The 23057-nt window shown below is 33.3% G+C and carries 20 protein-coding genes; 19 read left to right on the top strand and 1 reads right to left on the bottom strand.

Going from position 1 to position 23057, the window contains the following annotated elements; genetic code table 11:
• Positions 1–26 precede the first annotated feature (26 nt).
• From DG508_RS01755 to DG508_RS01720, 7 genes are all read left to right on the top strand, one after another.
• Positions 27–590, top strand: a complete 564-nt coding sequence (locus DG508_RS01755) for an adenylate kinase family protein (protein WP_108866500.1) — start codon at positions 27–29, stop codon at positions 588–590.
• 574 nt (positions 591–1164) lie between these two features.
• Entirely contained in the window at positions 1165–1746 is a 582-nt protein-coding gene (ruvA, locus tag DG508_RS01745; RefSeq protein ID WP_108866498.1) for a Holliday junction branch migration protein RuvA, read from the top strand.
• A 4-nt stretch (positions 1747–1750) separates the two neighbouring features.
• A complete protein-coding gene (sov, locus tag DG508_RS01740) occupies positions 1751–8953 on the top strand; it encodes a T9SS outer membrane translocon Sov/SprA (protein ID WP_464115333.1) in 7203 nt (2400 codons plus the stop codon).
• A gap of 289 nt (positions 8954–9242) precedes the next feature.
• Positions 9243–9626: a glycine cleavage system protein GcvH gene (gene gcvH, locus DG508_RS01735; protein WP_108866496.1), complete on the top strand. Its 384-nt coding sequence runs from the start codon at positions 9243–9245 to the stop codon at positions 9624–9626.
• Positions 9598–10020 (top strand): VanZ family protein, encoded by a 423-nt coding sequence (locus DG508_RS01730; RefSeq protein WP_108866495.1) that lies wholly within the window; start codon positions 9598–9600, stop codon positions 10018–10020. Before gcvH ends, DG508_RS01730 begins: the two co-directional genes overlap by 29 nt.
• A gap of 132 nt (positions 10021–10152) precedes the next feature.
• Complete coding sequence (locus DG508_RS01725) at positions 10153–10878, top strand: energy transducer TonB (protein WP_108866592.1); 726 nt, start codon at positions 10153–10155, stop codon at positions 10876–10878.
• Between the two features lie 112 nt (positions 10879–10990).
• A complete protein-coding gene (locus DG508_RS01720) occupies positions 10991–11737 on the top strand; it encodes an energy transducer TonB (RefSeq protein ID WP_108866494.1) in 747 nt (248 codons plus the stop codon).
• A gap of 140 nt (positions 11738–11877) precedes the next feature.
• Here DG508_RS01720 and DG508_RS01715 read toward each other — a convergent pair whose 3' ends face one another.
• Positions 11878–12756: an MBL fold metallo-hydrolase gene (locus DG508_RS01715; RefSeq protein ID WP_108866493.1), complete on the bottom strand. Its 879-nt coding sequence runs from the start codon at positions 12754–12756 to the stop codon at positions 11878–11880.
• Positions 12757–12993: 237 nt separating this feature from the next.
• On the opposite strand from DG508_RS01715, the gene cyoE reads away from it, so the two are divergent.
• The 12 genes from cyoE (at position 12994) to DG508_RS01655 (ending at position 23017) form a co-directional block, all read left to right on the top strand.
• Positions 12994–13896 (top strand): heme o synthase, encoded by a 903-nt coding sequence (gene cyoE / locus DG508_RS01710; protein ID WP_199912743.1) that lies wholly within the window; start codon positions 12994–12996, stop codon positions 13894–13896.
• Positions 13887–14468, top strand: coding sequence for a cytochrome c oxidase subunit 3 (locus DG508_RS01705; protein WP_108866491.1), 582 nt, complete (start codon positions 13887–13889; stop codon positions 14466–14468). Before cyoE ends, DG508_RS01705 begins: the two co-directional genes overlap by 10 nt.
• 139 nt (positions 14469–14607) lie before the next feature.
• Complete coding sequence (locus DG508_RS01700; protein ID WP_108866490.1) at positions 14608–15591, top strand: cytochrome c oxidase subunit 3; 984 nt, start codon at positions 14608–14610, stop codon at positions 15589–15591.
• Positions 15592–15612: 21 nt separating this feature from the next.
• On the top strand, positions 15613–15972 hold the full coding sequence (locus tag DG508_RS01695) for a cytochrome C oxidase subunit IV family protein (protein WP_108866489.1): 360 nt from the start codon (positions 15613–15615) through the stop codon (positions 15970–15972).
• A gap of 136 nt (positions 15973–16108) precedes the next feature.
• Positions 16109–16762, top strand: a complete 654-nt coding sequence (locus DG508_RS01690) for a hypothetical protein (protein ID WP_108866488.1) — start codon at positions 16109–16111, stop codon at positions 16760–16762.
• 40 nt (positions 16763–16802) lie between these two features.
• Complete coding sequence (locus DG508_RS01685) at positions 16803–17537, top strand: SCO family protein (protein WP_108866487.1); 735 nt, start codon at positions 16803–16805, stop codon at positions 17535–17537.
• A complete protein-coding gene (locus tag DG508_RS01680) occupies positions 17530–18072 on the top strand; it encodes a DUF420 domain-containing protein (RefSeq protein WP_108866486.1) in 543 nt (180 codons plus the stop codon). Before DG508_RS01685 ends, DG508_RS01680 begins: the two co-directional genes overlap by 8 nt.
• A 74-nt stretch (positions 18073–18146) precedes the next feature.
• Positions 18147–18386 (top strand): hypothetical protein, encoded by a 240-nt coding sequence (locus DG508_RS01675; RefSeq protein ID WP_108866485.1) that lies wholly within the window; start codon positions 18147–18149, stop codon positions 18384–18386.
• A gap of 207 nt (positions 18387–18593) precedes the next feature.
• Positions 18594–19298 (top strand): ABC transporter ATP-binding protein, encoded by a 705-nt coding sequence (locus DG508_RS01670; protein ID WP_108866484.1) that lies wholly within the window; start codon positions 18594–18596, stop codon positions 19296–19298.
• Positions 19288–20517, top strand: coding sequence for an ABC transporter permease (locus tag DG508_RS01665; RefSeq protein WP_108866483.1), 1230 nt, complete (start codon positions 19288–19290; stop codon positions 20515–20517). Before DG508_RS01670 ends, DG508_RS01665 begins: the two co-directional genes overlap by 11 nt.
• Positions 20518–20588: 71 nt before the next feature.
• On the top strand, positions 20589–21854 hold the full coding sequence (locus DG508_RS01660; protein WP_328515261.1) for an ABC transporter permease: 1266 nt from the start codon (positions 20589–20591) through the stop codon (positions 21852–21854).
• A gap of 38 nt (positions 21855–21892) precedes the next feature.
• Positions 21893–23017, top strand: a complete 1125-nt coding sequence (locus DG508_RS01655) for an efflux RND transporter periplasmic adaptor subunit (protein WP_108866481.1) — start codon at positions 21893–21895, stop codon at positions 23015–23017.
• Positions 23018–23057 lie beyond the last annotated feature (40 nt).

Genomic DNA, 23057 nt, shown 5'->3' with positions numbered 1-23057 from the left:
TGTAAATAAGCTGAATAAAAAAATAAATGGAGATATTAATAATTACAGGGCCTCCTTATTCTGGTAAAGGAACGCAATGCGAACTTCTAAATAAACAATTAAATTTTAAACATATTTCTACAGGAGATAGGTGTCGACTTGAGAAGGAAAATGGGACAGGTATCGGAAAAATAATGTCTGAATATGAGGAGAAAGGAGATTTGGTTCCTGACTCGATTATGAAAGATCTTTTTAGTGAAATCCTAGACGAAAATAAATCAAATAGTGGGATAATATTAGATGGGTATCCAAGAACAAAAGCTCAAGTAGATGATTTACTTGAACTTGTGTGCTCAAAAAAAATGAAAATTGGAAAAGTACTCAATATTGATGTGCCAAAACCTGAACTTTTAATCAGAGCTAAAAAAAGAGCAGAGACTTCGAATAGGAAAGATGATAAAGATCCTAAAATTCATACAAAAAGAATCGAGGTGTTTGAAGAATCAACAAGACCTGCTGTTGAATATATGAAATCGAAAATCAAAGTTTTGACTTTTGACGGACTTGGAACAATTGAGGAAATAACTAAACGAATAAAAGCTAGTTTGTAGTTTTATATTCATGTATTTAACCTTGTAAATACTTTTAGGAAACAACACATTTTGACCTTCTTTATACATTAAAACTTACTTTTGAAGTAGTTTTGGTGTATAAAGAAGGTTTTATTCAAAAAGACCTTCCAGTCCACCAAAAAGACGCTCCGTTAGACTCGGATGTCTCAAAATTAGACTTTCACCTTCCAAAATTAGAGAAGAACCACCCAATTTTAGACAATCAAGTCCCAACGTTGGGACTCGTTACTCTAAAATTGAGCCTCCTAAGTCTAAATTTTCATCAAATTAACCCAACAGAAGGTAAAATCGCTCCATCATATGGTAGAAGAACCCCAACGTTGAGACATAAGGTCTCAAATTTGGAACATAATATCGTAATAAAGTATAATCCTCCAGTTGTTTGTTGTACATGCTGTTAAGAAGAAATAATAATAAAATATAGAAAATATGCTTTTGTTTAAGATAAAAATACCAAGGATATAGAAGTGTAACATTTTTAGAGAAGGCATTTTAGTAAGTGCTATATAGTAGAATTTTACTACATTTGGTTACTTAACATCAACTTACATACATGATCACACATATCAAGGGGAGGCTTGTAGAAAAAAATCCAACTGATGTCGTAATAGATTGTAATGGGGTAGGATATTTATTACATATCTCATTACATACATTTTCTTTGATTTCAGAAGAAGAAGTATTACAGCTATATACGCATTTACAGGTTAAAGAAGATTCCCATACCTTATTTGGTTTTGTAGAAAAATCTGAAAGAGAAATTTTCAGGCTTTTGATTTCAGTTTCTGGAATAGGAGCTAGTACCGCAAGAACAATGTTATCTTCATTACATCCCGATCAGGTAAAAGAAGCGATAGCTACCAATGATGTAGCTACCATTCAATCAATTAAAGGTATCGGGGCCAAAACAGCCCAGCGTGTTATCATTGATCTAAAAGATAAAATTCTTAAAGTGTATAATATCGACGAAGTTTCAGTGTCTCAAAGCAATACTAACAAAGATGAAGCGTTATCTGCTTTAGAAACTCTCGGATTTAATAGAAAGATTGCAGAAAAAGCTATTGATCGAGTTCTAAAAGTAACCCCCAAAGAAACAGTAGAAAATATTATTAAACAAGCACTGAAAAATTTATAAAGCATTGAGTTTGTCTAATCACTTTCGTTTTGATTTTTTTAGAATATTAGTATGTTTCACGATACTTTACGGTGGGGTTTTACACGGTCAAGAGAATGAAACTGTTCGAGATTCTACAAGTACCACCTTTTCTTGGGGGCAACTCTCATTGCCAGACCCAAATAGTATTGTAACCAAATATGAATATGACCCAATAACAAATAGGTATATTTATAGAGAGATGCTAGGTGATTTTAATGTAAGATATCCACTCTTTTTAACACCATCAGAATATGTAGCGATGGTAGAAGAAGAACAGCAAAGAGCTTATTTTAAAGAAAAGATGGAAGCTTTTAGTGGTAAAAAAGATGGAAGTGAAGAAAAAAGGAAGAATTTACTTCCTATTTTTTATGTCAATTCTAACTTTTTTGAATCTATTTTTGGAGGAAGTGAAATAGAGATTATACCACAAGGTTCTGTAGAAATGGATCTGGGATTATTATATACCAAGCAAGACAACCCCGCTTTTTCACCAAGAAACCGAAGTAATTTTACATTCGATTTTGATCAGAGAATAAGTTTAAGCTTATTAGGAAAAATTGGAACAAGGCTTAAGGTGACAGCAAATTACGATACAGAAGCCACTTTTGATTTTCAAGATCAATTAAAGTTAGAATACACCCCAACAGAAGACGATATCATTCAAAGTATAGAAGTAGGTAATGTGAGTATGCCTCTTAATAGTTCCTTGATACAAGGAGCACAAAGCTTGTTTGGAGTAAAGATGGGATTACAGTTTGGTAAGACAACAGTAACAGGAGTATACTCAGAACAGCGATCAGAAACAAGATCAGTTAATGTAGAAGGAGGCGGTACAGTAGAAGATTTTGAACTCTTTGCATCAAATTATGATGAGAATAGGCACTTCTTTTTATCACATTATTTTAGAGATACGTATAATGCTTCATTAAAAAACTATCCTTTTATTAATAATAGAGGAATTCAGATTACAAGAATAGAAGTGTGGGTAACCAATAGAGCAACAAGTGCTCAAACGCTTACAAATGCACGTAATATTGTGGCGCTTCAAGATATAGGAGAAGCTCCTAGTGCTGGTAATTTTACAATTCCAGCCTCTTTGTTTAATACAACAGACTCGAAAGCATTTCCTAAAAATGCAAATAATGACCTAGATCCAACAGAAATTGGACCTGGAGGTCCGATCACAGAAGCAATAAGACAAGTGTCTACTGTGCAGCAAGGTTTTATTGGTCCTATAGCAGGGTTTAATGAGGGGTTTGATTATGCAATCTTAGAAAATGCAAGAAAATTAAATGAGAGTGAATATACGATTAACCAAGAATTAGGATATATATCACTAAACCAACGATTGAATAATGATGAAGTTCTGGGGGTAGCATTTCAGTATACCGTAGGAGGAGAAGTTTTTCAAGTAGGTGAATTTGCAAATGGAGGAGTTGATGCTACTATAGGAGATACGACAGGAAATACAAATGTAGATGTAGGAGCAAGTCAGAGTTTGATTGTAAAAATGATTAAAAGTCCTATTACTAATGTGGATTTGCCAATTTGGGACTTGATGATGAAAAACATCTATAGTACAGGTGCATTTAGATTAGAACAAAGTGATTTTAGATTAAATATACTATATGTAGACCCTTCACCTGTAAATTATATTACTACAGCAGAAGGCTCTTCGGTACCATTGCCAGCAGATGTAGAACAAACAACCTTATTAAAGGTATTTAATCTTGATCGTCTTAACCCTAATGGAGATCCCGTACAAGGAGGAGATGGGTTTTTTGATTATGTCCATACCCCTCCCATTACAGTAGACTCACAAAACGGAAGAATTATATTTACCACAGTAGAGCCTTTTGGAGAACACCTTTTTGATAAACTAGATAATGGGCCAGCAGGGGCGAATTATACTGATCCAAGTACTTATAATGCCAATCAGGCAAAATATGTATTTCAAGACCTGTATAATCAAACCAAAGTTGTAGCAGAGCAAAGATCAGCAGATAAAAATAAGTTCCAGTTAAAAGGGCGTTATAAATCATCAGGACAAGATGGAATTCCTTTGGGAGCATTCAATGTGCCTCAAGGATCAGTAACCGTTACCGCAGGAGGTAGAGTACTGCAAGAAGGAGTTGATTATACAGTAAACTATCAATTGGGGAGAGTGAGTATTCTAGATGATGCGTTATTATCATCAAATACACCTATACAAGTCTCTACAGAGAATAATGCTGTGTTTGGTCAACAAACCAAAAGATTTACAGGAGTTAATATTGAGCATAAGTTTAGTGATGATTTTATAGTGGGTGGTACCTTTTTGAATCTTAATGAAAGACCAATAACTCAAAAGTCTAACTACAGTTTTGAGCCAATTAATAATACGATACTTGGATTTAATGTAGCCTATGCGACTGAAGTTCCTCTCTTGACCAGAATGGCTAATAAATTACCTAATATAGATACAGATGTGCCGTCTAATGTATCTATTAGAGCAGAAGGAGCATATCTTATTGCAGGAGCGCCTAAAGGAGCAGATTTTGATGGAAAAGTAACTACTTATATAGATGATTTTGAAGGAGCGCAAACAAGAATAGATGTGAGTTCACCTCTTTCTTGGGAGCTTTCTAGTATTCCTATAGGGTTTGGAGACCCTGATAACCCTACGAGTGACAATATGGTCGAAGGATTGAAGTCAGGGTATAGGCGAGCAAAACTAGCCTGGTATTCTATAGATCCTGTTTTTTATAGTAACGGACGACCAAGCGGGGTTACGGAACAGGATTTAGCATCTAATGCTACCAGAAGAGTATTTATTAGTGAGGTTTTTCCTGATACAGATATTGTACAAGGCCAATCACTAGCGTTGTTTACATTAGATTTAAATTATGATCCTACAACAAGAGGGCCTTATAACTTTAATCCAGCACATGCTCCTGGAGCTAACCCTGGTTCGCAACCTGATCCCAAAAATAATTTTGCAGGAATAACAAGGCAATTGACATCTACAAATTTTGAGCAGTCCAATGTTGAATTTGTAGAATTCTGGTTGATGGATCCTTTTGAATATGATGATATAGACAATCCAGGCGGAACTATTGTTATGAACCTTGGTAATATAAGTGAAGATGTATTGAGAGATGGTAGAAAACAATACGAGAATGGATTACCAGACGGAACAGGGCAAAATGAAAATGTCGTAGAGACAGAGTATGCAACAGTGCCAGCAAATCAATCTTTGATCTATGCTTTTGATTCAGAGGGGCAAGCAAGAGTTCAACAAGATGCAGGTTTTGATGGTCTAGGGGATGCAGATGAAAAACAAAAGTTTCCAGATTTCCAGTCGTTGGATGATCCTTCGGGAGATAATTATAGATACTTTCTTCAGGCAGATGGTGACGTTTTGCAAAGGTATGCTGATTATAATGGTACAGAAGGAAATTCACCTACTAGTGTGTCTAATACAGATAGAGGAAATACTACATTTCCTACAGCAGAAGATGTAAATAGGGATAATACAATGAATACTATTAATAGTTATTTTGAGTATGAGATTCCTGTTTTTAAAGGGATGGGTGTTGGTAATGACGGAGGAACAGGTTATATCTCTGATGTTAGAGATATACCAATAGAAGTTTCTGGACAAGAAATAAGAACCAAATGGGTGCGATTTAAAATACCTATCTACGACCCAGACAAGTCAATAAACATTAGTGACTTTAGATCTATACGATTTATGAGAATGTATCTTACTGATTTTTCTCAACCTGTTTTATTGCGATTTGCAAATATGGATTTGGTGCGAGGAGATTACAGAAGGTATGTTGTAGAAGGTAATCAAACCAATGACCCAACTAGTGGTATCAATGTATTTGGTGATAGCGAGGTGGTAGTAACTTCTGTAAGTGAAGAAGAAACTCCAAATTATAATACTCCACCAGGAGTTGTGAGAGAACAATTAAATAATAATAACAATATTATTAGAGAAGATGAACGTTCTCTTGCCCTTACTGTAAATGATCTTCAATCAGAAGATTCTCGTGGAGTATATAAGAATTTTAATGTTGATATGCGTCAATATGAAAATCTAGAATTGTTTTTGCATGCCGAGCCAATACCAAATGGAACGCTGAATGATGGAGACCTTACCGCTTTTGTAAGAATGGGTAATGATTTTACAAATAATTTTTATCAAGTAGAAATACCATTACAAGTCTCTGACCTCAATAATAGTAATAGGGATCATGTTTGGCCAGTTGCAAATAAACTTAATTTGGATTTGAGTTTATTACAAAAAATTAAATCTGCAGTTTTAGGGTCTTCAAATTTTGATGCTAATACTCTGGTGTTTTTTGATGCTAATGGAGAAAACCCTGATGCTAATCCATCTGCAAATCTGACTCCTGGAAGCGTAAGATTAGCAATCAAGGGTAATCCTAATTTTGGAGACATACGAGTGATGATGATAGGTGTCAAAAATGAGAGTACTACAAATCAATCTGGAACAGTTTGGTTTAATGAGATGCGTCTTAGTGATTTAAAAAATAGAGGGGGATGGGCTGCTGTAGGTAGTTTGGATGCTAATGTTGCAGATTTTGCAAACGTTAGTGCGTCAGGAAGGATCAGTACTATTGGATTTGGAGGTATAGAACAAGGACCAAATGAACGTAGTAGAGAGGATATTAAGCAATATGATTTGACTACCAATGTAAATTTAGGACAATTATTACCTAAAAAATGGGGGGTTCAAGTACCATTTAATTACAGTAGAGGAGAGGAATTGATTACCCCACAATTTGACCCTGAATTTCAAGATTTAGAACTTCAGGATCGCTTGGATAATATAACGGACCCTAGTGAAAAAGAACGAGTAGAAAAACAATCAACCGATTATACAAAAAGACAAAGTTTTAATGTGATAGGCTTGCGTAAGGAACGAACAGGAGATAAAAAACCGATGCCTTATGATGTAGAGAATTTTACATTTTCTGGAACCTATAATCAAACAGACCACCGTGATTTTGAAATAGAAAAATCATTAGATCAAACAGTAAGACTGGGAGGGACATATGATTTTAGTTTTCAGCCTAAAGAGATTGAACCATTTAAGAAGGTGAAATTCTTAGGAAAAAGTAAGTATTTTGATTTGATTAAAGATTTCAACGTAAACCTTCTCCCTACAAGTGTTTCTGTAAATTCTAATATTAATAGACGATATAATGAGCAAGTATTTAGAGATATTACATTAGATGAAGGAAGTATCTTACCAGTATTGTATCAACGTAATTTTCTGTATGATTGGCAATATGGTATAAATTATAATTTGACCAAGTCATTGAACTTTGCTTTTACATCTGCTAATAATCGTATTGTCAAAAACTTTATTGATGAAAATAATAATGTAGATAATACAATAGACATATGGAGTGGTTTCTTTGATATAGGAGACCCTAATACGCATAGTCAGCAATTACAGGTTAATTATGAAGTGCCTTTTAAGAAAGTGCCTGTATTAAAATTTATGAGAGCTACTTATTCATACAATGCAGATTTTCAATGGATAAAAGGTAGTGAAGCTTTGAAAACCTTAGAAGGGATTCCTGATTTAGGAAACTCTGTTCAGAATGCGAGTGTTCATACACTCAATGGATCGTTGGATATGAATACACTGTATAAATATGCAGGGTTGACCAAAATAAAACCAGGTAGAAAGAAGGGTAAAAACAAAGGATTAAAAGAGACCAAAGGAGTAGCAGGAGTACAACCCAAAAATAACGCTAAGAGTAAAAAGAAAAGAGGTAAAAGTAAATTAAGTGCAGGCGATAAAGCATATAATACACTTATTGGGCTGGTTACAGCGGTAAAAAAGGTAAATGTAAATTATCAACAAGATAACGGGATTTTTCTACCAGGATATCTTAGGGAACCTGGTTTTGTAGGTACATTAAAACCTACTTTAGGATTTACCTTTGGGAGTCAGTCAGATATTAGGCATCTTGCTGCACGTAACGGATGGCTTACTTTGTATGATGAGTTTAATCAACAATATCAAGAAGTTATAGGGAAACAACTTAATGTACAGGCTACCGTAGGATTACTCAAAGATCTTAAAATAGATATTAGTGCAACAAGAAATTCATCTGAGACATATACAGAAAATTATAATGTAAATACAGATGGTCAAGGGAATATAAATGTAGACGATCCATATGAATCTCTTACAGGAAATACCTTTGGTAATTTTACTATATCAACATTACTTATAAAAACAGCGTTTAAGAAAAGCGATATGTTCTCGTCAGAAGCTTTTGATAAGTTTAGAGAGAACAGGCTTACTGTAGCAAGGCGTTTGGCAATTGATAATAATAAAAACCCTAATGACACAGATCAAGATGGTTTTCCTATAGGATATGGTAAAACAAATCAGGCAGTACTATTACCAGCCTTTTTAGCAGCATATTCTGGAGGGGATGCAGAAAAGGTTCAAAAAGGAGCATTCAGAGATATTCCTTTGCCAAATTGGGATATAAAATATACAGGGTTGATGAGAGTGAAATGGTTTAAAAAACGTTTCAAAAGATTCTCTGTAGCTCATGGATATCGTGCTAATTATACAATCAATCAGTTTCAGACCAATCTAGAATATGGTAAAAACAGTGAGTTTGATGAAGGAGGTAACTTTAAGAATCCTTTGTTATTTGCTAATGTAAACTTAACAGAGCAGTTTAGTCCTCTTGTACGTTTGGATATGGAAATGAAAAACTCAATAAAAATTCTAGCTGAATGGAAAAAAGATCGAGCGTTATCATTGAGTTTTGATAATAATTTACTTACCGAAATACAAGGTAATGAATATATAATAGGACTTGGTTATAGGTTAAAGGACCTTACTTTTGCAACTAAGATTGGAGGAAGGAAGAAAGTACTGAAAAGTGATCTAAATTTTAGAGCAGATTTATCTCTACGACAGAATGAAACGTTAATCAGGTATCTTGACTTGGAGAACACCCAAATAACAGCAGGGCAAGATATCTATGGGATAAAGTTTACCGCAGATTATTCATTAAGTAAGAACTTGACAGCATTGTTCTTTTATGATCATACTTTTTCTGAGTATTCTATTTCTACAGCGTTCCCACAGACAACTATAAGAGGAGGATTTACATTGAGATATAATTTTGGTAACTAATTACCTTAAGTTTCTTTAGATTCAAAAAAAGAATACTCTTTATGGTTGTTGTATTATTATAGTGTTTGATGTTGGTTTAGATCACATATAAATAATGCTACTTTGTGATGATGTTTTGATCGGAATTTCTATCTAAAAAACAATAAATTTTAAATTCAAGGAGGTTTATTTTTTTAGAAGAAAAGCTAGATAATTGTTTTTTGATAATTTTTTATCATGTTTTTCTGTAATTTAATAAAATAGATTTATTTTCGTCCTCATAATATTAACAACTCATAAAATTTTTCGAATGAATATTCCTGCAGATTTAAAGTATACGAAAGATCATGAATGGATCAAAATTGACGGTGATGTAGCTACAATTGGAATTACTGATTTTGCACAAGGCGAATTAGGTGATATCGTGTATGTAGAAGTAGAAACAGTTGGTGAAGAACTAGAAGAACAAGAAGTTTTTGGAACAGTAGAAGCTGTAAAAACTGTATCTGATTTGTTTTTACCATTAAAAGGAGAAATTATAGAGTTTAATGAAGCTTTAGAAAGTGAGCCTGAATTGGTGAATAGTGATCCTTATGGAGCTGGATGGATGGTAAAAGTAAAAATATCTGATGTTTCTAAAGTAGCTGATCTATTACTATCTGCCGATGATTATACAGAAGTTATTGGGGCATAAATTTCTTTTGTGCCAACTTATTATCCTTACAATATTATTAACCTGGGTGTCACTGGCAAAGCTAGTAACCCCAGTTGATTTTAAAGTTGAAGGAAGTGATAAGATTGGACATTTTATTGCTTATGCTGTTTTTTGTGGAGCATGGTTTTTATTTTTGTTTTTTTCAGAAAAAGTAAATAAAAATTTAAAACAAAGTTTGTTGATAGCTTCAGTAATCTGTGTATTGTATGGTATGCTGATGGAATTGTTGCAAGCTTTTCTTACAACTTATCGTAGCCCTGAGTGGTATGATGTAGTTGCAAACACAAGTGGAACGGTTTTTGTTGCTCTTGTTATTGTGATGTTTAGAGCTACAATAAGAAAATATAAACGAAATAAGCAGAAGATCAATTAGATAAAACTTTTTTTGATCAAAAAAAAACGAAGATAAAAGTTAAAAAAATATTTTTTTGATTTACATTTTTGTCTTTAGTTGGAAATTACAAAAGAATTTAGCTATTTTAGCAATCCTATAACGATTATAAATATGGAACCAAAGAAAAATCCAAAAGCAGATTTAACTAAAAAAAGTATCTTATTCCTTCAATTAGGACTTATTTTAGTACTTTTTATAACATGGCAAGGAATAGAGTGGAAAACCTATGAGAGAACAGCCATAGATATTGGTCAGGTTAATCTTGATGAATTGGAAGAAGAAGACGTGCCAATTACTCAGACTCTGAATACGCCACCACCTCCACCGCCACCGCCACCTGCTCCAGAGGTTATAGATGTAGTTGAGGATGAAGCAGAAGTAGAAGAAACGATTATTGATGATACCGAAACAGATCTGAAAGAAGAAATTGTTGAAGTTGAAGAGATAGAAGATACTGAAGAAGAAGAAGTGATCGCAGATGTTCCGTTTGCAGTTATTGAAAATGTACCAGTATTTCCTGGTTGTGAAGGCGCAGGAAATAATAATGCCAAGAAAAAATGTATGAGTGATAAGGTTAAGAAGTTTGTTAACCGTAAATTTAATACAGATATTGGTAGTGAGCTTGGTCTTTCTGGTGTAAATAGAATTTATGTGCAGTTTAAGATAGATAGAAGTGGTAATATTGTTGGTGTTAAAGCACGTGCTCCACACCCAAGATTACAAAAAGAAGCACAGAGAGTGGTAAAGTTATTACCTAAAATGACTCCAGGGAAGCAAAGAGGAAAAGCAGTAGGAGTATTGTACTCTTTACCTATAGTTTTCCAAGTGCAGGACTAGATAAAAAATATTTCTTATATATGAGAATCCCGTCACAATTATGTAGACGGGATTCTTTTTTTTGGTATGCTTGTTGATTTAGATTTTAATTGTAACGTTAAAACTAAATAGTATGAGTAACAAGCATGATGCTAATGTACGAAAAAGTGCATTGGTAAACTTTCAGATCGGACTTATAGCAAGTCTATTATTTACCTATGTAATGTTTGAAGTGTATACTGCTACGCCAATTGTAGTAAGTAATGAACAAAATCTTATTATTGATGAACCTATTGCTGATTGGAGTGGGGTTTATAAGGTTTATGAGGCTCCTAAGTCAGCAGAGGTTGTTGAGAGGCGATCAAAGCCAGTAGCAGACCCAGAGAAGTTTACGGTAATAGATGATCATAAGAAGATAAGTGAGGTAAGGAAAGAGTTTGTAAATGATCCTGTAAGTTCAGATCCAATAGATCCCAGTTCTATTGTAGATGTAGAGCCAGATGGTATTGATGAACCAGAAGTGTTGCCATTTGTAGCTGTAGAGTATGTTCCAGTTTTTCCAGGTTGTGAAGAACTAAAAACAAACTCAGAAAGAGCTTCTTGTTTTTCTGATAAGATTAAAAGGATGGTTTCCAAAAAATTCAATACAGACTTAGGTGAAGATTTAGGTTTAAAAGGGTTGCAACGTATTTATGTCCAATTTGAGGTGTATAAAGACGGAACAATAAAAAATATTATGGCTAGAGCTCCGCACCCTTCACTAGAGAAAGAAGCTAAAAGAGTGGTTGCAAAATTTCCTAAAATGACTCCAGGTATGCAGAGAGATAGGGCGGTAACAGTTAGGTATCAGCTGCCAATTGTTTTTAAAGTACAAAATTAAAATTATAAAACCTGCTGTGTGAATCAGCAGGTTTTTTTGTGATACCAGTTCTTCTTTGGGGCATTTAAGTGCGGTCATAAGTTTTTTGCTTTAGAAAAAAGTAAAGTGTATGCCGAACTACTTTTGAGATAAAGTCTTAACTATTCTTCTTTTTTGGTTAAGCTAGTGTAAATAGTTTTTAGTATCTGTTCAGAACTGATAAAGCCATCACCATATCCTTTTGTGTCATAGTTGCTAGTGAGAGAAGTGTTTTTTATTATCGCCTCTTTAGTATTGCCAAGTTCTATTTCTTTTTGAATAGAATTAGTGATTTCTTTTAGCATTTGTAGAAATGTTCTAAGCTCCTTTTTGGTTGATAGCTTACCGTGTCCAGGAATAATTTTGGTGTCTTCATTGGCAATGAGTAAAGCTTTTTCTATTGCTTTTATGTATCCTTTGATGCTTCCGCCAGATTTTATGTCTATATATGGGTAACGGCCATTAAAATATGTGTCTCCCATGTGTAATACATTTCCGTTTGCAAAATAGATAAGGGCATCTCCATCTGTATGTGCATGATGCACGTGGAAAGCATTAATGTTTTCGTTTTTAAAATATAGTTGCAAGCCTTCATCAAAAGTGATTACAGGTAATGAAGAAGGAATAATGTTTCCTTTTTGCTGTTGTTGCTTTTTCATTCTTGATCTCACGTTTTTTTGAGCAAAAATTGTAGCGCCATTATTGGCCATATTCTCATTACCTCCAGTATGGTCACCATGAAAATGAGTGTTAATTACTGTGGTAACAGGTTGGTCGCTTATCGTTTTTAAACTAGAAAGGATCTGGTTGGATAATCTTGCAAATTGATCATCTATGATAAATAAGCCTTTTTCGTTTTTGAAGATGGCAATGTTACCACCTTGTCCAGTAAGCATATAAATGTTTTTGGATATTGAATCAATAATGATGGTTTGACTTTGTTTTTGTGCTATAGAGGTAAGGGATAAAAATATTACCCCAAGAAACAGTAAATTTTTCATATGAAAACATGTTTAAGTTCTTCTTGTATCTTTTTGTCGTGGATTAAATAAAAAAATTACTTTCTATACTAGTTTGATTATCAAAATGTTCTGCGGATTGAGTCTGTAGATATGTTGTCTTGAGTACGCGTAGTTGTTAAAAGGTGAATTATAAGTAGTTATAAGTTGTCTAAAATGCTTTTAAGGTATATCTTTGCACCACTTTTAAAAAATGCTATTTTAGAAAACGTGCAAAACTTGAGCGTGACCCAAATAAATACTTCAAAAATATCTGTAGTTCAGGATTTTAAGGAAATTACAAAAATGCGCTTGGCCTTAAGTGTTGTTTTTTCTTCTGTTGCGGGATATTTACTAGGAGTTGATACTGTTTCTTGGAGTACCCTTATTCTTCTGGCTATAGGGGGATATTTTATGGTAGGAGCATCCAATGCTTTTAATCAGATTATAGAACGAGATTTAGATAAATTGATGGATAGGACTAGAAATAGACCAATACCATCTGGTAGAATGACGGTAAATACAGCATTTGCTATTGCAACTATTTTTACTATTGCTGGAATATCAGTGCTCTATTCAATAAACCCTAAAACAGCAATGTTTGGGGCGATCTCTATATTTTTATATGTTAGTTTATACACACCATTAAAGACAAAAACACCATTATCTGTTTTTGTAGGAGCAATCCCAGGAGCAATCCCTTTTATGTTAGGGTGGGTAGCAGCAACCAATGATTTTGGGATAGAGCCAGGGACATTATTTATGGTTCAGTTTTTTTGGCAATTCCCTCATTTTTGGGCTATTGGATGGTTCTTGTATGATGATTATGAAAAAGGAGGCTTTTTTATGCTTCCTACAGGAAAAAGAGATAAAGGAACAGCGGTACAAGTTATTATTTATACGGCATGGACAGTGGTAACATCGTTAATACCTGTATTTGGAGTTACAGGAAAACTTTATATCACACCAGTTTCGGGAGTGATTATTTTGCTGCTAGGCTTTGTTTTACTAAAATCTGCCATTAATTTATATAAAATTAGAGATGCAAAGACAGCAAAACGATTAATGTTGATGAGTGTCTTGTATATTACATTGTTGCAGGTTATTTATGTAGCAGATAAATTTATTAGAATATGGATTTAACACAAGGGACAATACAAGAAAAAGTTGATAGAGCAAAAAAGACAATGATGTGGTTTGCTATGATTAGTATGGCAATGGTTTTTGCAGGACTTACTAGTGCTTATGTGGTAAGTAAAAGCAGAAAGGATTGGGCAACAGATCTTGTGTTTCCTAATGCTTTTATATATAGTATTATAGTGATCATAGCAAGTAGTATTACATTTCATTATGTCAAAAAAGCTATAGAAAATAATAACCGTAAGTTGGCTTCTCTTCTATTGTTGTCTACACTAGCTTTAGGAATTGTGTTTGTGTTTTTGCAGTTCGAAGGTTTTGGAGACATCATACGACAAGGGTATCACTTTACAGGGCCTACCTCTAATATTGTTTCTACATTTATGTTTGTAATTGTGGTAACTCATTTGGCACATATAATAGGTGGGATTATTGTGCTTTTAATTGTAATTTATAATCATTTTAAACAAAAGTATAAAACAGGTAAGACTTTAGGGTTAGAGCTAGGTGCAATGTATTGGCATTTTGTTGATTTCCTGTGGGTTTATCTATTTTTGTTCTTGTATTTTGTGAAATGATCTTTTTATATCGATGTAATGCTATAAAAGAGATTGTTTTGAAGAATAACATTTGCAGCAATTAAAAAATAAAATTGAGCAGATGAAATGATAAAATTGATTATTTTTGTGGAAAATTTAACAACACCAAATTCTTTATATGGAAACAGCTGTTACTAAAACAGGTACTGAAGATAAAATCTGGGGAGGAGGCAATGAGCCACTCAAGGTAAGTTATGGTAAGATGATGATGTGGTTTTTTATCCTTTCGGATGCACTTACATTTTCGGGTTTTCTTGCCGCATATGGATTTTCAAGATTTAAATTTATAAACTCTTGGCCAATAGCTGATGAGGTTTTTAATCACTTTCCGTTTTTACATGGAGTAGATGCGCCAATGTACTATGTAGCATTGATGACTTTTATTCTTATATTTTCATCTGTAACAATGGTATTAGCAGTAGATGCTGGTCATCATATGAAGCAGAAAAAAGTAATCCTTTATATGTTCTTAACGATTATAGGAGGATTTATTTTTGTGGGATCACAAGCATGGGAGTGGAAGAATTTTATAAAAGGTGAATATGGAGCACTAGAGACCAAAGGTGGGCAAATATTGCAATTTGTAGATACAGATGGTCATAGAGTAGCGCTAAAAGATATTGCCATAGTAAATACCCATAATGAAAGAGTTCAGCATGAGAATAAAAATGGTGTTTGGTATGATAAGGAAAAAGTACTTCCTGCGTTTAGCGTTGAAGAAATAAAAGCTGGTTTTTCTAAAAATAAGGATTTGTTGTTGAGAACTCAAATACTTACAGAAAAGGGAGCAAAAACTATTTTGACAAGAGAAGAATCTTTAAAGAGGTTGAATGGAGATGTGATAGGAATTGTAGAAGGAGCCAATATGGTGCATAACGAATATGGGAATCCACTATTTGCCAATTTCTTTTTCTTTATTACTGGTTTTCATGGTTTCCACGTATTTTCAGGAGTAATTATTAATATCATCATTTTTATAAATGTAATTCTAGGAACATATGAGAAAAGAAAGAATTACGAGATGGTAGAAAAGGTTGGTTTATACTGGCACTTTGTAGATTTGGTATGGGTATTTGTATTTACATTCTTTTACCTTGTTTAATAAAAATATAGTAGATATAAAATGGCACACGATATAGCGCATCACGAATCGAATACAGGAAAAATATGGAAAGTATTTATACTGTTATCTGTTGTTACAATAGTAGAAGTTATTTTAGGTATTATAAAACCTGCATTTTTGATAGACACTACTTTTATTAGTATGAAACTATTAAACTGGATTTTTATAATTCTTACAATTTATAAAGCATATTATATTACTTGGTCATTTATGCACATGGATGGAGAGACAAAAGGCTTAAGAAGGTCAGTTGTTTGGACAGGTATTTTCTTAATCTGTTATTTGATATTTATTCTATTGACAGAAGGAGATTATGTGTATGAAGTTTTTAGAGCTGGTTATAAAAGCTGGGACTTTTAATTGCTGATATGATATAAGTTAAAAGCATTGTAAAAAGACGGTTTTTTGAACCGTCTTTTTTATTTTTGTACCATTGTTCTGAACTAGTTCTTGTTGAGTGTAATTCAGAGATAATTTCAAATTTTTTGTTTGTCAAATGAAAAAAATTCTTGTCTTAGGAATCTTATTTATATTACCGTTAGTAGCTTATTTGTTTTTTGCTTCTGGGGTACATAATTTTGCAAAACTCCCTATACTTACCAAATCAATAGGAGATCTTAAAAGTTTTGAAAGCTTACATGCTAAAGAGGTTAGTTTTGATGATAAAATTACTGTTTTAGGCTTTTTAGGAAAAGATATTTATAATAAGCAAGGGAATGCATTTAATCTAAATCAGAAGATTTATAAAAAAAACCATGAATTTAGAGACTTCCAATTTGTAATGGTTTTACCATATGGTAGTGAAGAAGAAGCAAAGGAGTTACTGGATGAATTAGGGAATATAGCAGATGTTTCTGGTTGGAATTTTCTTTTTGGAACTCCTGAGAGTGTAAATAGCTTATTTAAGAGCCTTAAGGCTCCACACGAATTAGATGCTAACCTAGCGACGCAATATGTCTACATAATAGATAAAAATAAAGGATTACGAGGTAGAGATGGTACTCTTAAAGAAGGAGAAGAAATGGTGTATGGATATGATGCCAGTTCGGTAGCCGATTTATCAAATGTAATGGTTGATGATGTAAAAGTGGTTCTTGCCGAATATCGCCTTGCATTAAAGAAGTATAAGGCAGATCGTAAAGGGAAATAAATTTTGAGAACACTACTTCATTAAACTAATAAAGAAAACAATGAAAAAGTATTCATACGTTGGTATATCGTTTATCATATTGATTTTTGGTATAATTTTCATTCCCAAAATTGTAGATAGGGTAAAAGGATCTTCTATTGTGAAAAATGATAGAATGAGCGCTGGTAATCCTATAGCTAATGAGAAGTTGGGGTATATCAAGATTAATGATGCATTAAAAAAAATACCTGAATTTGCTTTTTTGGATCAGGATAGTACGTTGATAACCAACCATGATTATAAGGGAAAAGTATATGTGGTTGAGTTTTTCTTTACTAGTTGTCCTACAATATGCCCAAGGATGAATAAAAACTTAGTCTATCTTCAGAATAAGTTAAAGGACCATGATAAATTTGGGATAGCTTCCTTTACGATTAATCCTAAAATCGATACTCCAAGAAGACTTAAACAGTATGCAGAGAACTATAAGGTAACAGACCCTGATTGGCATTTTCTTACTGGTGATAGAGAAGATATTTATGAGTTGGCTAATACTGGGTTTAATATCTATGCAGCAGAAAACCCTGATGTGCCTGGAGGATTTGAACATAATGGCTACTTTGCATTGATAGATCAACAAGGGTATATAAGATCTAGATATGACGCCTCGGGGAATCCTTTGATATATTATAGAGGGACCATAGGAGTGGATGAGAAAGAAGATGAAAATGGAGAAGAAGAGCAGATTACAATCTTATTAGAGGATATAAAGAAATTATTAAAAGAAAATGAGTAACCTTTCAGCAGTAGAGAAAAAATATAATAAGTGGATTGTAATACTATCGATAGTGATACCTCTTGCGGTAGCAATATTGTTTGGTGTCAATTTAAGAAGATTGGGTTTTGATGTAGAACCACTTACTTTTTTACCCCCTATTTATGCAACGATCAATGGCATAACAGCACTAGTATTAATAGCGGCTTTATGGGCAGTAAAAAATAAAAATATTGCATTGCATGAAAAACTTATGAAAACAGCAATCATATGTTCTGTGATGTTCTTGTTGATGTATATTGCATATCATATGACCAGTGATTCTACAAAGTTTGGAGGAGAAGGGATGATACGATATGTTTATTATTTTATATTGATAACCCATATTATATTATCGATTGCAGTGATCCCTTTTGTGTTAATTACTTATGTAAAAGCACTAGCTAAAAGATTTGACAAACACCGAAAAATAGCAAAAGTGACCTTTCCTATTTGGTTGTATGTAGCTATTACAGGTGTGGTTGTGTATTTTATGATATCGCCTTACTACGCTTGAAAAAAAAGGTAATGTCTTTGTAAAAAACGACATGTAGTATAAGAGGTGTTATAAAAACAAAAAGAATAGTACATATGCGAGTAAAAGTTTTTTGTGTCATAGTTTTGTTTTTACTGTGTGTTGTTCCTGCAGAGGCACAGTGCGCAATGTGTAGAGCCGTTTTGCAAAACGAAGAAGGGCAAGAAGCTGCAAAAGGTATTAATAATGGAATTGTGTATTTGATGATTATCCCTTATGTGTTAATAGGGGTTGTAGGGTATTTTATTTATCGAAATAAAAAGAAATCTACCAATTCGAAAAATAAATCTTTATAGGACTCTTAATTTTTTAACATTTCCCTAACAGAATTTAGTGTAACAAAAATGTAACCTTGATAGTCTTATCTAACATGACTACACTAACCTATCAAAAATCTTCAAGGGGAAATTAGAAGATGAACCAAATATAATAAGTGATCTTGTTAGTGAGTCTTAGTTTTATTAAGGTGTGATTTTATGCCTTGCAAATCTTAATCCGGTATTATGATTGAAATAAAAGACTTACATAAATCTTACCAAATGGGAAGCAATTCGCTTCATGTATTAAAAGGAATAGATTTTAATGTAAAAGAAGGGGAATTAGTAGCAATTATGGGATCATCTGGTTCAGGAAAATCTACATTACTGAATATTTTGGGAATGCTTGATGAAGCCGATAGCGGAACCTATTTTTTGGATAACGTTCCTATCGAAGGATTAAACGAAACCAAGGCAGCACAATATCGTAATCAGTTTTTAGGATTTGTTTTTCAATCTTTCAATTTAATTAATTACAAAACAGCTTTAGAAAATGTGGCTTTGCCATTGTATTATCAACGCAAAAAACGCAAAGAAAGAATTGATAAAGCATTGGAGTATTTGGGTAAAGTAGGTTTGGCAGAATGGGCAACGCATTTACCAAGTGAACTCTCTGGTGGGCAAAAACAACGTGTTGCTATAGCTAGAGCACTGGCAGCTGATCCAAAAGTATTATTGGCAGATGAACCTACAGGAGCATTGGATAGTAAAACATCTTATGAAGTAATGGATATTATACAAACCATCAACGATGAAGGTAAAACAATACTGGTAGTCACTCATGAACCTGATATTGCAGATATGTGCAAAAGAATTGTACATCTCAAAGATGGTGTTATTGTAGAAGATAAAAAAGTAGAACAAATAAGAGCTTCACAATATGTTCGATAGAGATAGGTGGAGTGAAATATTTGAAGCAATAGGAAAAAATAAGCTACGTACGTTTCTTTCTGGATTTACAGTAGCATTAGGGATTTTGATCTTTACTATATTATTAGGATTAGGTAATGGCCTTCTTAATAGTTTTTTAAGCAGTTTTGTTGATGATGCTCAAAATATCATATTTGTTCGTAGTGGGAATACATCTAAGGCTTACAAAGGTTTTCAAGAAAACAGGAAAATTCAGTTTAAAAACGAAGACTTAGAATTTATAAAAGATAATTACCCTGGTCAAGTGGAATTTGTAACTCCTAGAGTGTATAGAGGAGGTACAGCTAGATATGGAAAAGAATCAGGGACATACAATATAAGGGCAGTCAACCCAGATCATCAATATCTTGAGAAAACTATAATGATGAAAGGTAGATATCTCAATCAGGCAGATATTAAAGACCGTACAAAGAATATTGTTATAGGAAGACTTATAGAAAAAGATCTGTTTAAGAAAGAAGATGCTCTGGGGAAAATGTTGGATATAGATGGAATACCCTATAAGATAATAGGTGTTTTTCAAGATAGTGGAGGAGATAATGAAGAACGTTTGATTTATATGTCCTATAAAACGGTGCAATTACTCTATGGTAATAATGATCATGTAAGTCAGATAAACTTATCCTATAATATGGCAATGAGTACAGAGCAAGCCATTGCATTTTCAAAAAAAATAGAAGAAGATTTCAAAGAAAGATTAAAGGTAGCACCAGAAGATCAAAGCGGTGTTAGAGTACAAAGCTTTGCAGAAGACATCAAAGAGACGATGGTGATTCTAGGAGGGATTTATATGATCATATTTGTGATTGGTATAGGTACCCTGATTTCAGGAGTAATTGGGATAGGCAATATTATGACTTTTAGTGTAAAAGAACGTACCAAGGAATTAGGAATCAGAAAAGCATTAGGAGCATCACCAAGATCAATTATAGCAATGGTATTACAAGAATCTGTCTTAATAACATCAATAGCTGGATATCTAGGATTAATCTTGGGGATTTTGGTGTTAAAACTAATAGGAAATAATCTTGAGAAGTTTTTTATTCTTAATCCTAAAGTTGATACAGGGGTGATCATGGTTGCAACAATGGTGTTGATCTTTTTCGGACTTTTGGCGGGATATATCCCAGCAAGAAGAGCAGCACGAATAAAACCAATAATTGCTTTGAGAGATGAATAGTAGAAAACCAATAGGTAGATAAATATTGCGTAAGTAATGTTGTTTATCAATTATGAACCCATAGATATAACATGATGAAATTTATATTTGAGAGAGATACTTGGCAAGAGATTTATGGCGCGATTCGCAAAAATAAGATCAGAACGATAATTACAGTTATTGGGGTGACTTGGGGGGTGTTTTTATTTGTATTCCTTTTAGGAATGGCAAAAGGCCTTGATAATAGCTTTAGAAGTCAGTTTAATGACTTTGCAACCAATACAATGTTTCTTTGGGGGCAACAAACCAGTATGCCTAATGAAGGATTCAAAAGAGGGCGCAGAATGCAACTTACATTAGATGATGTCGAGGCATTAAAATCAAAAGTAACAGCTATAGAGTATATCACCCCACGTAATGTTACAGGACAATGGGGAACACCACCTGGTCAATTTGTAAAAGGATCTAAATCTGGTGCTTTTAAAATATTTGGAGATTATCCAACGATAGATAAGGTATCAAAGAAAAAAATATTTGACGGGGGAAGATTTATTAATGAAGAAGATATAAAGTACGAGCGTAAGGTTTGTGTTATAGGTGAAGATATCTATAAACAGTTTTATGAAAAAGATGAAGACCCAATAGGAGGATATGTTAAGGTAAACGGGATTTATTTTAAAGTAATAGGAGTGTACAAGCCCACACAAACTGGATTTGAAGGAAATGATTCTATTTTTTTACCATTCACTACATTTCAGAAAATTTTTAATCAGGGAAAAGATATATCCTGGATGGTTATTACAGCCAAAGCAGATAGAAATATTGTAGATACAGAAAAAACTATAAAAACATTGCTCAAAAGAATGCATAATGTACATGCAGAAGATACACAAGCTTTTGGAAGTTTTAATTTGGGTGAAGAGGTAGCAAAGGTAAATGGTTTTTTATCAGGGATGAGATTGATTACCTATATTGTCGGTATTGCCACTCTTATTGCAGGTGTAATTGCAATAGGTAATGTTCTTTTGATTACTGTAAAAGAGCGTACAAGAGAAATAGGAGTACGTAGAGCACTAGGAGCAACTCCTGCAGAAGTTAGAGGACAGATCATGTTGGAGTCAATCATGCTCACCTTTGTAGCAGGATTGTTAGGTTTTATTTTTGGAACTTTATTGCTTTGGGGAATTAATACTGCAATAGGTAATAATGACGATATACCTATTTTAAATCCAACAGTAGATTTCTTTGCAGCAACAGGAGCACTATTAGCCATTGTATTATTAGGGACCTTAATAGGTCTTATTCCTGCACAAAAAGCCGTAAGTATTAAGCCAATAGAAGCATTAAGAGAAGAATAAATTAATAATTTAGAATAATTAAATCAATCAGAAATCAGATGAAAAAGTTTTTTAAAATCCTGTTAGTAGTGTTATTAGTAGTTGCGCTTGGTTTTTCAGGAAAATACTTAATCGATTCTAATAGTAAATCACCAATTGTATTTACTACCGAAAAAGCATTTAGAACATCGATTGAAGAAAAAACCGTTGCAACAGGAAAAGTAGTTCCAGAAGATGAAGTACAGATCAAACCTCAGATTTCAGGAATTATAGAAAAAATTTATGTCGAAGAAGGAGCTTCCATAAAAACGGGAGATCTAATAGCAAAAGTAAAAGTGGTGCCCAATGAGCAATCATTAAACAGTGCCAGAGGTCGAGTAAAAAACTCCCAAATCGTTTTGGATAATGCCAAAATTGAATATGATAGAAATAAAGCACTTTTTGATAAAGGGGTTATTTCTAGTCAGGATTTTAATAATATAAATTTACAATACAATCAAGCAAAGCAGGATTTGTCTAATTCAAGAAGTGATCTTCAAATTATACGAGTAGGGTCTGCAGGAGGCTCCTCTATGGCAAACACCAATATTCGAGCAACTGTATCAGGAACTATCCTAGAGATACCAGTAAAAGAAGGAGATCAGGTAATCGAAAGTAATAATTTTAATGATGGGACAACCATTGCTACTATAGCAGATTTAAATAAAATGATTTTTGAAGGAAAAGTAGATGAGGCAGAGGTAAATAAATTAAAAATAGATATGCCACTCAATGTGAGTCTAGGAGCAATAAGAGATAAAGAATTTGATGCAAAACTAAAATTTATTGCACCCAAGGGAAGTGAAGAACAAGGGGCTGTTCAATTTAAAATTGAAGGAGAGGTATTTCTAGATGAATCATATTTTATTAGAGCAGGATATAGTGCAAATGCCTCAATAGTATTAGATACAAAGCAAGATGTTTTAGCTATAAAAGAAGCATTGTTACAATTCGATAAAGAAACAGAAGATCCTTATGTAGAGATAGAAACAGGAGATCAAGAGTTTGAAAGAAGAGACTTAGAGATAGGACTTTCTGATGGAATTAATGTTGAAATCTTATCAGGAATAACTGAAAAAGAAAATATTAAAGTCTGGAATAAAACAGAACCTATCAAAAAGGAAAGTAAAGAAAGTCAAGACTAAAATAATTTTCTAATAATCTGTAACAACATCAGTCAATCAT

The sequence above is a fragment of the Aquimarina aquimarini genome, assembly GCF_900299535.1.
In the GTDB taxonomy this organism is placed as follows: domain Bacteria; phylum Bacteroidota; class Bacteroidia; order Flavobacteriales; family Flavobacteriaceae; genus Aquimarina; species Aquimarina aquimarini.
The sequence above is the reverse complement of the archived record's forward strand: the minus strand, read 5'-3'. Positions and strand labels throughout refer to the sequence as shown.